Origin of the sequence: Methylovulum psychrotolerans, from assembly GCF_002923755.1 — a bacterium.
Lineage (GTDB): Bacteria > Pseudomonadota > Gammaproteobacteria > Methylococcales > Methylomonadaceae > Methylovulum > Methylovulum psychrotolerans.
Genome location: NZ_PGFZ01000005.1, coordinates 150,832 through 166,051 on the forward strand (window position 1 = coordinate 150,832; position 15,220 = coordinate 166,051).

Below are 15,220 nucleotides of genomic sequence, written 5' to 3' on the forward strand. Positions count from 1 at the left end.
TAAAAAAAGTGTTTTGTCGTCATTTACTTTTAAGCTTCCGTTAATCAGGGGGGTATTGATAGGGAGAGCGGTTTTGGCCGGGCAGAGGCATTAAAATTGGGCTTGTTTTTTACTGGTGGCGGCTGTCAATCCGAATCGAAACGTTGGCGGGTTTGGAAACAGGGAAACGGCGGTGAGGTTGATTATCTGACAAATAGCCATGAATACGGTTCAATCAGTGGGCTAAATTGCCTTATTTGTCTTGCAAGGATTGTTCAATAGGCTGAATTTGGTTCTTCGGGTGCTATGATGCAATAAGATACTTGCTCATTCCTCTTGATGTCTTTATCCCATTTAAGGGCATTCTCTGACATTCTACACTATCGTTGACGTTGGAGTCATTATGACCAGTCGGGACAATTTGCTTTGGTTGCAGTGCTGGCGCGATCAGCAGACGGATTTTAACCAAAAATCGGTAAACCCGTTACTTATCCGGTTTTGGCCTGGCCTTGGTTTGGTGCGGGGTAGCCGGGTGTTTGTGCCGTTGTGCGGTAAGAGTTTGGATATGATCTGGCTGGCACAGCAGGGGCATGAGGTGATTGGTGTTGAGTTAAGCCCTATTGCCGTCCGGGCGTTTTTTCGGGAGAACCATTTAAAGCCTACGCGGCGGCGGGTAGGGCAGTTTACCTTATGGCGGCAGGGCCGCTTAAGTATTCTGTGCGGGGATTTTTTCTCCCTGACACTGGCGGAGCTTGGGCAGATTGATACGGTCTATGACCGCGCCGCGCTGACGGCTTTGCCGGAAGCGATCCGTATGCTTTACATTGCCCATTTGCAGGCGATTGTATCGCAGGCCGCCCAGGTTTTTTTGCTGACGACGGAAGATGCACAAGCGGATGAGACTTTGGGTGAGGCCTTGGGGGTTGGCGAAGAGATTACGGCTTTGTATGCAGAAGGTTTCGCTATTGAGTTGACGCATGTGGAAAGTGTTTTTGAGCGCAATCCAGAATGGCCGGAGCAGCCGCCAGAGCGTACCGAATACAAGGTTTATCGGCTTTCCAGCAAATGAATGCGGTTAAAGAGGGTGGTTTTTTTGTGTTGACGGGGCGCACAGGCTATCTGGTTTGATTGGTTTACGCGGCTTTTAAAGCATCGCGCTTGTCATAATTGTTTAATAAAATCCAAAAACCTTTTACCATAGCGGGTTCGGAGAGGGTCTTCGTATTCTTCGCAGCAAATCACATTAACAGGTTTAAAAATGGCACTTTATGTCTATAAATTTGGTGGCACGTCGGTAGGTACGGTAGAACGTATTAAGGCGGTCGCTGAAAAAGTTAAAAAAGCCCAGGCCTTGGGCGATCAGATAGTGGTGGTGGTGTCGGCGATGAGCGGCGAAACCAACCGTTTGATCGGTTTGGCAAAAGAAATGCAGGTGCAGCCTACCGAGAGGGAAATGGATGTCTTGATTTCGACCGGGGAGCAGGTGACGGTGGCGCTGTTAAGCATGGCGCTGCATGAGATAGGTTGTGACGCTTGCTCGTATACGGGCGGACAGGTGAGGATTTTGACCGACAGCAGCCATACCAAGGCGCGTATCCGCAAGATTGACGATAGCCGTATCCATGCCCACCTTAATGAAGGTAAGGTTGTGGTCGTGGCGGGTTTTCAGGGCGTTGACGAGGACGGCAATATCACGACTTTAGGGCGCGGCGGTTCGGACACCACGGCGGTGGCGTTGGCGGCGGCGTTAAAGGCCGACGAATGTCTGATTTTCACCGATGTCGATGGCGTGTATACCACCGATCCTAGGGTTGAGCCGAAAGCCCGCCGTTTGGAACGCATTACCTTTGAAGAAATGCTGGAAATGGCGAGTTTGGGTTCAAAGGTTTTACAGATCCGTTCTGTCGAATTTGCGGGCAAATACAGTGTTGCCCTGCGTGTTTTATCATCATTTACAGAGGGTAATGGTACGCTCATTACTTACGAGGAATCATCAATGGAAAGTGCTTTAATTTCGGGCATCGCCTTTAATCGGGACGAGGCAAAACTGACGATTACGGGTGTGCCGGATCTGCCGGGCGTGGCGTTTAAAATTTTGGGGCCGATTGCCGATGCTAATATTGAAGTGGATATGATCGTCCAAAATATTGCCGACGATGCGACTACTGATTTTACGTTTACTGTCCACCGCAACGATTATCAACGTGCCAAAGCTATTTTGGAGCAAACCTGCGGTGACTTGGGCGCGAGAAAGGTCACGGGTGATGACGGTATTGTTAAGGTGTCTATTGTCGGCGTGGGTATGCGTTCCCATGCGGGTATCGCCAGTACGATGTTCCAAACCTTGGCTTCTGAGGGTATCAATATTCGGATGATCTCCACGTCGGAAATTAAAATTTCGGTGGTGGTTGACGAAAAGTATATGGAATTGGCGGTCAGGGCCTTACATGCGGCATTTAAGTTGGATCAGCCTGTAGGGGCTTAAATCCGCTTTGCCGCTGGCAGATGGGTTTTCGGAAGGGGTAAGAAGCTACGGTTTTTTACCCCTTCGGCATTTCTGGAGGGTAGGTTTATAAAAGGCTATTTGCTGGTATGGGTTTCTACACCATCCCAATCGGCGGCGGGCGGATTTTGTTGGTAAAAGGCAATGCGCTCTAAGTATATCTGGTAGAGTTTGTCATGGGGGTATTGCCCGGCTAAAGCCGTAAATAGCCCGGTGGCGGCTGGCCATTGCTGTTGGCGGTAAGCGTGTAGGGCGGCATCCAGTTTGTTTAACGCCTGGTGTTGTTCGGGGCTGATAGTGTCTATCAGGCCTAGGGGTTCGTAGATGGTGATGGGTTGCTGTTTGCCTTTGACGCGGACGCGGTCTAATTCGCGGTAGGCAAATTCGAGTGCGTCGTGGCGGGTGGTTTCGCTGACGATGATTTTTACCCCGTATTGTTTGGTCAGGCCTTCCAGGCGGGCGCCTAAATTGACGGCATCGCCCATGACGGTGTAGGCGATGCGGAATTGCGAGCCCATGTTGCCGACATTCATTGTTCCGGTGTTAATGCCTATGCCCATATCAATGATGGGCCAACCTCGATTGATAAATTCCTTTTGTAACGCGCCCAGCATGGTGACGATAGCCAAGGCGGATTGTATGGCTTTTGAGGCGTGTTGGGGGTTGTGCATGGGTGCGCCCCAAAACGCCATAATGGCATCGCCGATATATTTGTCGATGGTGCCGTTGGCTTCGTGTATCAGGTGGGTGGCGGGGGTAAAGATGGCGTTGATGATTTCGCAGAGGGCTTTGGGGTCTTGGGTTTCGGAGATGCTGGTAAAGCCGCGTACGTCAGAAAAGAACACGGTCATTTTGCGGCTTTCCCCTTGTAAGGTGAAGGCTTCGTCCGAACGGCTCATTTGTTCGACCAGTTCGGGTGGGATGTATTGCCCAAACATGGCGCTAATGTGCTTTTTTTTCCGGCTTTCCAGGAAGAAGCCAAAAAATATCTGGATGCCATAGAGCGAGAACAGTTGTACGAGAGGGGCGGCCAAAATGGTGTCCACGCCCATCTGTGTCCAGCAATAAATATTGCCCCAAACGCTGGCGGATAAAATCGCTAAAAAGCCAATGGCCGACCAAGCGGCGGACAGGTGCGGAAACACAAAGATAATCAATAGGCCAATCAGCACCAATTCGATCACTTCCAAGCCGACGATATAGTTGGGGCGCGATTTGATGGTTTCGTCGAGCATGGCGCTCAGAATATTGGCGTGCATTTCCACCCCCGGATAGATGTGCTGGACGGGGGTGGCGCGTGAATCTAATAAGCCGACGGCGGTGGAGCCGATCAGGACGATTTTGTTTTGGAGTTTAGCCTTGTCGACTGTGCCGTTGAGGACTTCGGTGGCGGAGATATAAGTGAAGCAGCCTTCGCGGCCACGAAAGGGCAGTAAAATTGCCGCTGCTTCGTCAACGGGGACACGGATGCCGGCAATGTGCAAGCTTTCTAAGCGGCTGTTGCCATATTGTTCGCTGGTCTCAAATTGGATGGGCGGGTAATTGAGCAGGCTTCTAAATAAGGCTAAGGCCAGGGATTCGTAGAGCTGGCCTTTGTATTCAAGCAGCAGCGGCAGTTTCCGGTAGATGCCGTCTTTGTCGATATAAGGGTTTTCAAAAAAACCTGCTGAGGCGGCGGCGGTCTGTAATTCGGGCAAGTTCGCCACATAGCTTTTGGGGCTATCTAACAGGTTGCTAAAGGGCAGGGTGGCGGTTGAGGTGACTGACAATGGCAATTGGCCGATTTCGGGGTATTTTTCTTGGATGTGGCTGAAATAGTAGCCTAACACCACTGGGCGGCGGCTTAAGCTTTTGGCGAATACCTCATCGTAGGCCAGTTGCGGCTTTAGTTTGTTAAATGCCGCTAAAAAGGCGGCATCATTGTGCAGTTCTTGGTCGGCAAGGCGGTTGAAGGTGTTAATGCCGGAACTGGTGTCCGGCTCTGAGAACGTCATGTCAAAACCCAGCAGTTTGATGCCATAATAGTCAAACAGCATATCGACCAGATAGCCGACCTTGTCACGGGGCCAGGGCCAATGGCCTTCTTGGGCAAGGCTGGCTTCGTCAATGGCGACAATGACAATGCGCGGGTCTATGGTGTTAACGACGGTTTTGCTTAGGCGCAAATCGTAAAGGATATGCTCCATACGTTCCAAGGTCGGCAACGGCAGTTTGTTGGCGATATTGAGTATGAGGGTTAAGGTGATGCCCATACAGAGCAAAATCCGGTAAAACGATAACCATTTATTACTGAATTGCATCGGTAGGTAGCTGTTTGAAAGAATGGGCTAAGGAATGGGGTAATAAGTATGTCAATAAAACCTGTCTGGTAAATGCCGAGTCCTAAGCGTCCCCCGTTTTTGTTATGAGGGCTGCGGTTTGAGGTTTAGGCAGGTTTGCCTTGATAATATGCCAAAGTCATTTATTATGGCAGGATTTCCGCTACTTTCTAAACGACCGTGACCGCAACCCCTTTTGCCCAAGATTGCCGCCAATGCCCGCGCTTGGCGGATTTTCTCTGTACCGTCAAGCAACAGTATCCTGCTTACCATGCTTTGCCCGTCGCGCCTTTTGGCGATGCCGCCGCGCGGTTGCTGGTGGTGGGGCTGGCTCCGGGGATGCACGGGGCGAATGCTACAGGCCGGCCTTTTACGGGTGATTATGCCGGGCTGTTACTGTATGAGACCTTGCATACCTTCGGTTTTGGTAACAGCCCTGTGTCTACTTCATTAGATGATGGTTTGTTGTTGCGCAATTGCCGCATTACGAATGCAGTTAAGTGTTTGCCGCCGCAAAACAAGCCCACGCCAGGGGAAATTAAGCAGTGTAACGCTTATCTGTCCGCCGAATTGCAAACTTTGCCGCCCGATGCGGTGATTTTAGCCTTAGGGACGATTGCCCATCAAGCGGTTTTAAAGGCTTATGGCTTAAAAGCCAGTTACGCGCGGTTTGGGCATAACGTTCAGCACCGTCTACCGGACGGGCGGATGCTGGTCGATTCTTACCATACCAGCCGTTATAATATCCAAACTAAACGCCTGACCCAGGCGATGTTTCACGAAGTTTTTGCGGCTATTAAGCAGTTATTGCTTACGGAACAATAGGCTGGCGCGTAGGTGGACGGACGCTAGCAGATTTATTAAGTGATTTGTATGACAAATTTAAAAAATAGCTTGATAAATAAAATAAACTGTCTATAATACTCAAATCAATCGCGGGGTGGAGCAGCTTGGTAGCTCGTCGGGCTCATAACCCGAAGGTCGTAGGTTCAAATCCTGCCCCCGCTACCAGATCAAGGAACCCCATTTTGGGGTTTTTTATTTTTAGGGCTTCGGATAGTGGAAGCTTACAATCGGTTGTTAATGGAAGAGCCTTTGGCTCTTTTTTTTTGTGCGCAAGTAAGTGGGGAAAACAATGAAGCAGGCTCCTGAGCATTTGGTCAACTTGATCGAGCCAGTTGTTGAAGGTTTAGGTTATGAATGTGTCGGCATCGACTATCATCCGCATCCGAAGCACGGTCTGTTAAGAATTTATATTGATAGTGACAAGGGCATTTTAGTTGACGATTGTTCTAAGGTCAGCCATCAGGTCAGTGGCATTTTAGATGTTGAAGACCCTATTCCCGACAACTATCACTTGGAAGTTTCCTCTCCGGGCGAAGACAGGCCCTTTTTTAAGGTCAGCCAGTTTGCCCGCTATATCGGCAGCACCGTCTTGGTCAATTTATTTAAGCCTATCGCCAACCGTAAAAAAATCAAAGGCTCGATTGAAGGTGTCGAGGATGATGTGATTACCCTTAAGGAAGGGGAAGACATTTTTGCAGTGCCGTTCAGTGCGATGAGTAAGGCGCGTTTGGTACCTGATAATAGTTTATTTAATCAAAGCATCGAAAAAGGAGCTCGAAGTGGCAAATAAAGAAATTTTATTGGTGGTAGAGGTCTTTTCCAATGAAAAGGAAATTGATAAGGATGTCGTTTTTCAAGCGATAGAGTCGGCACTGGAAGCGGCTACTGTTAAGCGCCATATCAACACCATTAAAGCACGGGTCGCCATCGACAGAAAAACAGGCGATTATAAAACCTATCGGCAATGGGATGTGGTTGCACCTAATCCGTCTTGCGTCGGCGATGTCGAATTTCCGACCACGCAAGTGCTGTTGGAAGTGGCGCAACTGGATGATCCGGCTATCAAAGTCGGCGATGTGGTTGAGGAAGAGATCGATTCGGTGGATTTTGGCCGAATTGCCGCCCAACATGCCAAGCAGGCGATTATTCAAAAAGTCCGCGAAGCCGAGCGTAAGAAAATCGTCGATGCGTATCAATCGCGTATGGGTGAGTTGGTGACGGGTATCGTTAAGCGTATTGAAAAAGGCAGCGTGTTCTTGGATTTGGGCGGTCATGTCGAAGCCTTTATTGCTAAGGAAGATATGATCCCGCGTGAAGCCATCCGTATCGGCGACCGTATTAGGGGCTATCTGAAAGATGTGCGTCTGGAGCAACGTGGCCCGCAACTGTTCGTCAGCCGTACCGCGCCCGAATTATTGGTGGCTTTGTTCCGTTTGGAAGTGCCGGAAATTGCCGAAGGCACTATTTCTATTATGGGCGCGGCGCGTGATCCTGGCTCTAGGGCCAAATTGGCGGTTAAAAGCAATGACCCGCGCTTAGATCCGGTCGGCTCCTGCGTGGGTATGCGCGGCGCAAGAGTGCAATCTGTCACTAACGAACTGGCGGGCGAGCGGGTCGACATTATTCTTTGGCATCCTAGTGAGGCGCAATTTGTCATTAACGCCATGTCGCCTGCGGAAATCCAGTCGATTATTGTCGATGAAGACAAGCACAGCATGGATTTGGCGGTAGGTTCGGATAATTTGTCCCAAGCTATCGGTCGGGGTGGCCAGAACGTCCGCTTGGCCTCGCAATTGACCGGGTGGGAATTGAACGTGATCGATGCCTCAAAAGCCGAGCTGAACAGCGAAGCGGAAATCGGCAAAGTTAAGCAAATGTTTATGGATCAATTAGATATTGATGCTGACGTGGCCTTGATTTTGGCGGAAGTGGGCTTTAATACGGTTGAAGAAATCGCTTATGTGCCGGTCAGTGAAATGCTGGATATTGAAGGTTTTGATGAGGATTTGGTCAATGAGCTGAGAAGCCGTGCCAAAGATGCGTTACTGATTAGCGCGATTGCCGCCGAGGAAACGAGGGAAACCGTGCATCCTGCGGAAGATTTGTTGGCAATGGCGGGTATGGATGATGATTTGGCTTACGAGTTGGCGAGCCAAGGTATTGTGACGATGGATGATTTGGCAGAGCAATCAATTGATGATTTGTTGAATTTTTCGGGGATCACTGAAGAAAGAGCGGCAGAATTGATTATGAAGGCGCGTGAGCCTTGGTTTGCCGAGGCAAAGAGTGAGTAAAAGGGGGAGCAAATGAGCGATAAAACAGTACGGCAGTTAGCAGAGGTGGTAAAAATACCTTTGGAACGATTATTAGAACAACTGAAAGAAGCAGGATTATCTGCCAGCTCCCCTGATGATGTCATCAGTGAAGATGAAAAAATGCAATTGCTTGGGCATTTGCGCAAGCGTCACGGTAAGCCCGAAGACAATACCGCCGGATCACCTAGACGGGTGACGTTAGAGCGCCGGAAAGTAACGGAAATCAAGCAGGCCACCGCACCCGGCAATTCTGCAAAAACCATCAGCGTTGAAGTGCGTAAAAAGAAAACCTTTATCAAACGCCCTGAACACAAGGAAGCGGAAGTGCCTAAAGTTGTCCAGCAGCCGGCGCTTATCGAAACCGTAGCAGCACCGCTGTTGCCGGTTGTCGAGGCTGTACTGCCTGAGCAGGTTGGGGCGGCTGGATCTGAACCTGCGCAAGAGGCTGTGGTTGCGGTTGTCGAGACCCTCACAGAACCAGTACCTGAGCCAGTGGTGGAACTGGTTAATGAGCCTGTATCTATTCCTGAGGTTGAGACCGTGACGACAAAAACAGCACAAGATAAACCCAAAGCCAAGCCTGACCATGCGCCTAAGGCTAAAGGTGTGGATGCGGCGCGTCCTGTGGCAGCAGTCGATGCTGATTTGATCGACGATAATGATCCCGAAGATAAATTCGCGACGATAAAAATTAAGGACGATAAAAAAGTTAAGCAGGATAAGCCCATCAAAGCGAAAGAGTCTGACGAAGTCAGAAAAAAACAGCAAGAAAAAGAACGCCGTCTCGAAGAATCCATCAAAAAGAACGCCGAAAAAGTCAGGCAACAAGCCGCCGCCAAACAGCAAGAACTGTATAAGAAAAAGCAAGAAGAAGGTGCTGCTGCACCTGCGCGGACTTCATCAGGTAAAGACAATAAAAAAGGCAAGAAGAAAGGCAAGCAAAGTCCGCGTGTCGCTATGCCTTCGGAAAACCGTCACCAGTTTGAAATGCCGGTCGCACCGATTGTTAAAGAAGTCACCATTCCTGAGATGATTATCGTCTCTGACCTGGCGCAAAAAATGAGCGTCAAGGCCGCGCTGGTCATTAAGCATCTGATGAAGCTAGGCATCATGGCGACCATTAACCAAAGCATCGACCAAGAAACGGCGGTGATTTTAGTTGAAGATATGGGTCATAAACCTATCATGCAAAGCGACGACGACCTTGAGCAAGAAATGCTTGCCGAGGTGCTGATGGAAGATAACCGCGTGGAATTGCCCCGCGCCCCTATCGTCACCATCATGGGTCATGTCGATCACGGCAAGACCTCATTGCTGGATTATATCCGTAAAACCCGCGTCGCCGCTGGCGAAGCGGGCGGTATTACCCAGCATATCGGTGCGTATCAGGTCAAAACCGACCACGGTGCGGTCACCTTCCTTGATACCCCAGGCCACGCCGCGTTTACCGCTATGCGGGCCCGGGGTGCTGATGTCACTGACGTGGTCATCGTGGTGGTTGCCGCCGACGACGGCGTGATGCCGCAAACCAAAGAAGCGGTGGAACACGCAAGGGCCGCCAATGTGCCGATTATTGTCGCCATGAACAAGATCGACAAACCGGAAGCCAATCCCGACAAGGTGATGCAGGAATTGTCGACTATTAACGTCTTGGCGGAAGAGTGGGGCGGTGATGTCCAATTCTTGAAGATTTCTGCCAAAACTGGCGCGGGCATCGACGACCTGATCGAGGCTTTGATTGTCCAAACGGAAATTCTTGAGTTAAAAGCGCCTGTTGAAGGGGCGGCATCCGGTATCGTCATTGAATCGCGTTTGGATAAAGGCCGTGGTGCAGTCGCGACGGTGCTAATCCAAAAAGGTACCTTAGAAAACGGCCAAATGGTCTTATGTGGCCATGAATATGGCCGCGTCCGCGCGATGTTTAACGAAAACGGCAAAGCCATTAAAGAAGCCGGCCCTTCGGTGCCGGTGGAAATTTTAGGCCTGTCGGGTACGCCGTTTGCGGGCGACGAGTTCTTGGTCGTCCAAAACGAACGGGTCGCTAAAGATTTGGCGAAACACCGTGAAGACCGGAAGAAATTCAGCCGTCAAGCCGCGCAACAAGCCTCTAAACTGGATGAAGTGTTCTCGCGCATGACCGCCGGAGAGCTTGCCAGCGTTAATCTGGTCATTAAAACCGACGTGCAAGGCAGTTTGGAAGCCTTACGCGGCTCGTTAGTGGCTTTGTCCAACGACGAAGTCGAAGTGAAGGTGATTTTTGGCGGGGTCGGCGGTATCAACGAAGGCGATGTCAATTTGGCTTTGGCTTCGGGCGCTATCCTGATCGGCTTTAACGTCCGTGCCGATGCCACTTCACGCCGCCTGATCGAAGAAAAAGGTGTGGATTTGCATTATTACAGCGTCATTTATGATGCGATTGATGAAGTCAAAAAATCCATCAGCGGTATGTTGGCTCCTGAAATTAGGGAGCATATCGTCGGTCTTGCCGAAGTGCGGGATGTGTTCCGCTCACCGAAATTCGGTGCAATTGCCGGATGTATGGTCATTGACGGTTTTGTTAAACGTAATCTGCCGATCCGCGTCCTACGCGAAAACGTGGTGATTTTTGAAGGCCAGTTAGAATCCTTACGCCGCTTTAAAGACGATGCTTCAGAAGTCAAAATGGGCATGGAATGCGGTATCGGCGTGAAAAACTACAACGACGTGCAGGCGGGCGACCAAATCGAAGTCTTTGAACGCACTGAAGTCAAACGGGTATTGTAAAGTATGGGTAACGTGTATGGTCGTAAAGACCGTGTCTCCTCGCAAATGCAGAAAGAGCTGTCGTTCATTCTGCAACGGGATATTGATGATCCGCGCTTAGGCTTTGTCACCATTAACGAGGTCGAGGTCACCCGTGACCTCGCCGTCGCGAAAGTCTACTTCACGGTATTGAATACCGATGAAGCAGGCAAACGCGCCAACCAAAAATGCCTGAACGAACTGGCTCCGCAAATCCGCCACGAACTCGCCAAACGGATGCGCCTGCGCCATATTGCTGAGTTGCGTTTCCATTACGACGATTCGTTTGATACGGGGATGCGGGTGGCGGCGTTGTTAAGCGAGGTGGCGAAGGACTTGCCGGTTGAAGATTTGCCGGAAGACGAATCATAATGTCAACGGATACGCCGATTTAAAAGAGTTAGCGATTGATGTAGTAGGGCTGAAATTATTCACGCACATCCTGCCTATACAGCCTAGTGATTTATTGCGGCAGGTGCTGGCGAACAACCAGCAATTGCCGTTACAGTCGGAAAAGGCCAAATCGGAATTGCTGATTACGCCGATATTGAATGACATTTGGCAAAGAAACCCCAAAGCGTTTACCTATTTTTCCGGTTATCAATTTAATATTGATGATATGTGACTATCAGTCAACTATCGGTATTTTTACAGCGTTTTTTAATCAATGAGCAAACGTACCTCTGGCCTTAATATCCACGGCATCATTTTGTTGGACAAACGCTTAGGCGTGTCTTCCAACAAAGCCTTACAGGAAGTCCGCCGCTTGTTTAATGCCAATAAAGCCGGACATACCGGGGCGTTAGACCCCTTAGCCAGCGGTTTGCTGCCGCTGTGTTTTGGCGAGGCGACTAAGGTGTCGGCGCTGATGTTGGACGATGATAAGCGTTATCAGGTGACGGTGCAGTTAGGGGTGATGACCGACACGGGCGATGCCGAAGGGGCGGTGATTGCCACCCTGCCTGTACCGCCATTGACCCAGGACGCTATTGCCGCCTGTTTGCGGCAGTTTACCGGTGCCATCGAGCAAGTGCCGCCGATGTATTCGGCCTTAAAGCATCAGGGCAAAAAACTCTATGAATTGGCTAGGGAAGGCATTACGGTTGAGCGCAAAGCCCGGCATATCCATATTTATGAACTGGTTTTGCTCAGCGCGACCGCCGACCAGCTCATGCTGGAAGTGGCCTGTTCCAAAGGCACTTACATCCGCTCGTTAGCGGAAGACATCGGCCATGCCTTAGGCACTTGCGGCACAGTGACGGCTTTGCGGCGCTTGGCGGCTGGGCAGTTTTCCTTGGCTGAGGCCAAAACCCTGGAAGAATTGGCGGCGATGGACATGCCGACCTTATTGGCTACCTTAATTGCTGTCGATAAGCCTTTAGCAGGCTTGCCGTCGGTGCAGTTGTCCGAGGCGCAAGCGATCAGTATCCGTTATGGGCAAACGATTGCTTATCCGGCCAGCATCGAAGGGAGTGTCCGCTTATATGAAGGCCCGTTGTTTTTGGGTTTGGGGGAAATGCTATTGGATGGTAAAATAGCCCCGAAAAAGTTGTTTAATATTAACGGGTAGAGGGGCGAAAATCCACCGCTCTGCCTTTTAAGGGCATAAATTTTATGCCCTGCCAGCCTGCCCTACACCCTATCGCGGGGCAGGATTTTCTTAAGTCGCCTAAGGCGGCTTTATTTTTTATACTTTAATCTTATAGGGATTATCAAAAAATGCCATTTACCGCAGAACAAAAGAAAGCCGTTGTTGAAGCTTACCGTTTATCAGAAACCGACACAGGCTCCCCAGAAGTGCAAGTTGCCTTACTGACTGCCCATATCACCCATTTGACTCCGCATTTTGCGGCACACAAAAAAGACAACCACTCCCGCCGTGGTTTGTTGCGTATGGTTAACCAACGCCGTAAGCTGTTAGATTATCTGAAAAACAAAGATATTGCCCGTTACCGTTCATTGATCGAACGTCTGGGTCTGCGTAAATAAGCCAACCAAGAAACGCTACAACCTCAGTAGGGGTATTGTTGCAATACCCCTACCCGAACCTCTACACAAAGGAATCTTATAGTGAATCCTATCAGGAAAGTATTTCAATACGGCGCACGCACAGTAACATTGGAAACTGGCGAGATAGCACGTCAAGCTGACGGCGCTGTGATAATCGACGTTGACGGCACCACCTTATTGGTGACTGTCGTTGCTAAAAAAGAAGCCACTGGCGGGGATTTCTTCCCGTTAACCGTCAATTATCAAGAAAAAGCCTATGCGGCCGGAAAAATCCCAGGGGGCTTTTTCAAACGCGAAGGGCGGCCCAGCGAGCAAGAAACGCTAACGTCCCGCTTGATAGACAGACCGATACGCCCGCTTTTCCCTGAAGGCTATACTAACGAAGTTCAAATTATCGCTACTGTGGTGTCTTTAAACCCAGAAGTAGACCCAGAAATTCCGGCCCTGTTAGGCGCGTCAGCGGCTTTGGCCGTATCCGGTTTGCCTTTTAACGGCCCTATCGGTGCGGCTTGTGTCGGTTATCAGGACGGCGGTTATTTGTTAAACCCATCACCTGCGGCACTAAAAACCTCACAACTGACCCTAGTCGTTGCTGGTACTGCCCATGCGGTGTTGATGGTCGAATCCGAAGCGGTCGGCTTGTCCGAAGAAGTCATGCTCGGTGCGGTGCTGTTTGGTCACGAACAAATGCAGACGGCGATTGATGCCATCAATGATTTCGCCAATGCGGCGGGCAAAGGTGCGGTATCTTGGGAAGCCCCTGAAGCCAATGTCGAATTAGTCAGCAAAGTGACAGCCGAAGTCGAAGCCAGCATCACCGAAGCTTATCAAATCGCCGAAAAACTGATCAGACAAGAGCAACTTAAGGCAATCAGAAATGCCGTAGTTGAAAAATTGACGGCTGACGGTGATTATACCGCCAATGCTATCCGTGCAATTATCGAGCATCTGGAAGCGAAAATCGTCCGTAACGCTATCCTTGATGACAGCAAACGTATTGATGGCCGCGCCTTAGATTCTATCCGCCCGATCAGTATCAGAACGGGCGTATTGCCAAGAACCCACGGTTCGGCGTTGTTCACACGCGGCGAAACCCAAGCGTTAGTAGTCGCCACCTTAGGTACCCAGCGCGATGCCCAAATCATCGACGCTTTGGCGGGTGAATATAAAGAACCGTTCATGCTCCACTACAATTTCCCTCCTTACAGCGTTGGCGAAACCGGACAAGTCGGTTCACCTAAGCGCCGTGAAATTGGTCATGGCCGTTTGGCGAAACGCGGCGTTGCCGCCGTATTGCCCAATATGGAAGAATTTCCTTACACTATCCGTGTGGTGTCTGAGATTACCGAATCGAACGGTTCCAGTTCAATGGCTTCCGTGTGCGGCAGTTCTTTGGCGCTGATGGATGCGGGTGTGCCTATCAGTACACCAGTGGCCGGTATTGCTATGGGTCTGATTAAGGAAGGCGACCGTTTTGCGGTCTTGTCGGACATCATGGGCGATGAAGACCATTTAGGCGATATGGATTTTAAAGTGGCAGGCTCCGAACAGGGTATCACCGCTTTGCAAATGGACATCAAGATTGACGGCATCACTGCCGAAATCATGAAAACTGCCTTGGAACAAGCGAAAGTAGGCCGTTTGCATATTCTCAGCGAGATGAACAAAGCCTTGTCATCAACCCGCGAAGAAATGTCCGACTTCGCACCGCGCATCATTACCTTCAAAATTGACCCTAGCAAAATCCGCGAAGTTATCGGTAAAGGTGGCGCGACGATTCGCGGCATTACCGAAGTCACGGGTGCCAGTGTTGATCTGAGCGATGATGGTGTAGTGAAGATTGCCTCGGTTGATAAAGCCGCTGGCGAAGAAGCCCGCCGCATGATTGCCGAAATCACCGAAGAAGTCGAAGTGGGCAAAGTCTACGAAGGCAAAGTTGTCCGTCTGATGGATTTTGGCGCATTTGTCACTATCTTGCCAGGTAAAGACGGTTTGGTGCATATCTCGCAAATTTCCGATGAACATGTCGATAAAGTCAGCGACAAGCTGAACGAAGGCGATATGGTCCGCGTAAAAGTGCTGGAAATTGACCGCCAAGGCCGGGTCAGATTGAGCATGAAAGAAGCGGATAAAGAATAAGTTTATCGGTTTTTTCAGGCAATAAAAAAGGGTCGCAAGACCCTTTTTTATTGCCCGTTGAAACGTGCCGGAAAATAACCATAGCACGCTAAAGTTACCAGTGAGACTTTTCAGGTTTTAGTAACCGGATGGGTTCTTAAACAAATGGATGTTCAAGGATAACGGTTGGAGCCGATGGGTACAATAACAGGGGGGTTATAGCTTCGCCGTCCGAAAATGAATCGGCTATCGGTTTCATGGTGATTTTTCTTTATCGTACGCCAATAAGTATTGACAATGTCAATACCTTATTTAGAATGGTTAGCATGAATATTCACTTTGAAAAAACG

General features: G+C 49.9%; 12 protein-coding genes and 1 tRNA gene. 12 read left to right on the forward strand and 1 reads right to left on the reverse strand.

Annotated features, from left to right (window positions below; translation table 11 throughout):
• Positions 1-382 precede the first annotated feature (382 nt).
• Positions 383-1,048, forward strand: a complete 666-nt coding sequence (locus AADEFJLK_RS12560; protein WP_103974521.1) for a thiopurine S-methyltransferase — start codon at positions 383-385, stop codon at positions 1,046-1,048.
• Between the two features lie 189 nt (positions 1,049-1,237).
• The gene (locus AADEFJLK_RS12565; RefSeq protein WP_088620060.1) at positions 1,238-2,464 is read left to right on the forward strand and encodes an aspartate kinase; all 1,227 of its coding nucleotides are present in this window, start codon (positions 1,238-1,240) and stop codon (positions 2,462-2,464) included.
• A gap of 95 nt (positions 2,465-2,559) precedes the next feature.
• On the opposite strand, the gene AADEFJLK_RS12570 is transcribed toward AADEFJLK_RS12565, so the two are convergent.
• Positions 2,560-4,782 (reverse strand): CHASE2 domain-containing protein, encoded by a 2,223-nt coding sequence (locus AADEFJLK_RS12570; RefSeq protein ID WP_103974522.1) that lies wholly within the window; start codon positions 4,780-4,782, stop codon positions 2,560-2,562.
• Between the two features lie 198 nt (positions 4,783-4,980).
• Here AADEFJLK_RS12570 and AADEFJLK_RS12575 point away from each other — a divergent pair, with 198 nt between their 5' ends.
• The 10 genes from AADEFJLK_RS12575 (at position 4,981) to pnp (ending at position 14,891) form a co-directional block, all read left to right on the forward strand.
• Complete coding sequence (locus AADEFJLK_RS12575; protein WP_103974523.1) at positions 4,981-5,625, forward strand: uracil-DNA glycosylase; 645 nt, start codon at positions 4,981-4,983, stop codon at positions 5,623-5,625.
• A gap of 109 nt (positions 5,626-5,734) precedes the next feature.
• Positions 5,735-5,811 (forward strand) — tRNA-Met (locus AADEFJLK_RS12580).
• Between the two features lie 124 nt (positions 5,812-5,935).
• Positions 5,936-6,436 (forward strand): ribosome maturation factor RimP, encoded by a 501-nt coding sequence (gene rimP, locus AADEFJLK_RS12585; RefSeq protein WP_088620057.1) that lies wholly within the window; start codon positions 5,936-5,938, stop codon positions 6,434-6,436.
• Positions 6,426-7,940, forward strand: a complete 1,515-nt coding sequence (nusA, locus tag AADEFJLK_RS12590) for a transcription termination factor NusA (protein WP_088620056.1) — start codon at positions 6,426-6,428, stop codon at positions 7,938-7,940. Before rimP ends, nusA begins: the two co-directional genes overlap by 11 nt.
• Before the next feature lie 12 nt (positions 7,941-7,952).
• On the forward strand, positions 7,953-10,724 hold the full coding sequence (gene infB, locus AADEFJLK_RS12595; RefSeq protein WP_103974524.1) for a translation initiation factor IF-2: 2,772 nt from the start codon (positions 7,953-7,955) through the stop codon (positions 10,722-10,724).
• Positions 10,725-10,727: 3 nt separating this feature from the next.
• The gene (rbfA, locus tag AADEFJLK_RS12600) at positions 10,728-11,114 is read left to right on the forward strand and encodes a 30S ribosome-binding factor RbfA (RefSeq protein ID WP_103974525.1); all 387 of its coding nucleotides are present in this window, start codon (positions 10,728-10,730) and stop codon (positions 11,112-11,114) included.
• The gene (locus AADEFJLK_RS23940) at positions 11,086-11,367 is read left to right on the forward strand and encodes a hypothetical protein (RefSeq protein ID WP_088620053.1); all 282 of its coding nucleotides are present in this window, start codon (positions 11,086-11,088) and stop codon (positions 11,365-11,367) included. Before rbfA ends, AADEFJLK_RS23940 begins: the two co-directional genes overlap by 29 nt.
• A gap of 42 nt (positions 11,368-11,409) precedes the next feature.
• Positions 11,410-12,312 (forward strand): tRNA pseudouridine(55) synthase TruB, encoded by a 903-nt coding sequence (truB, locus tag AADEFJLK_RS12605; protein ID WP_103974526.1) that lies wholly within the window; start codon positions 11,410-11,412, stop codon positions 12,310-12,312.
• A gap of 149 nt (positions 12,313-12,461) precedes the next feature.
• A complete protein-coding gene (gene rpsO, locus AADEFJLK_RS12610) occupies positions 12,462-12,731 on the forward strand; it encodes a 30S ribosomal protein S15 (protein ID WP_088620051.1) in 270 nt (89 codons plus the stop codon).
• Positions 12,732-12,812: 81 nt separating this feature from the next.
• Positions 12,813-14,891: a polyribonucleotide nucleotidyltransferase gene (pnp, locus tag AADEFJLK_RS12615; protein ID WP_103974527.1), complete on the forward strand. Its 2,079-nt coding sequence runs from the start codon at positions 12,813-12,815 to the stop codon at positions 14,889-14,891.
• The last annotated feature ends 329 nt before the right edge of the window (positions 14,892-15,220 follow it).

What these genes read in the sequence shown, in the direction of transcription:
- AADEFJLK_RS12560 (WP_103974521.1), top strand. Translation starts at nt 383, where the DNA reads ATGACCAGTCGGGACAATTTGCTTTGGTTGCAGTGCTGGCGCGATCAG.
- AADEFJLK_RS12565 (WP_088620060.1), top strand. Translation starts at nt 1,238, where the DNA reads ATGGCACTTTATGTCTATAAATTTGGTGGCACGTCGGTAGGTACGGTA.
- AADEFJLK_RS12570 (WP_103974522.1), bottom strand. Translation starts at nt 4,782, where the DNA reads ATGCAATTCAGTAATAAATGGTTATCGTTTTACCGGATTTTGCTCTGT.
- rimP (WP_088620057.1), top strand. Translation starts at nt 5,936, where the DNA reads ATGAAGCAGGCTCCTGAGCATTTGGTCAACTTGATCGAGCCAGTTGTT.
- infB (WP_103974524.1), top strand. Translation starts at nt 7,953, where the DNA reads ATGAGCGATAAAACAGTACGGCAGTTAGCAGAGGTGGTAAAAATACCT.
- rbfA (WP_103974525.1), top strand. Translation starts at nt 10,728, where the DNA reads ATGGGTAACGTGTATGGTCGTAAAGACCGTGTCTCCTCGCAAATGCAG.
- truB (WP_103974526.1), top strand. Translation starts at nt 11,410, where the DNA reads ATGAGCAAACGTACCTCTGGCCTTAATATCCACGGCATCATTTTGTTG.
- rpsO (WP_088620051.1), top strand. Translation starts at nt 12,462, where the DNA reads ATGCCATTTACCGCAGAACAAAAGAAAGCCGTTGTTGAAGCTTACCGT.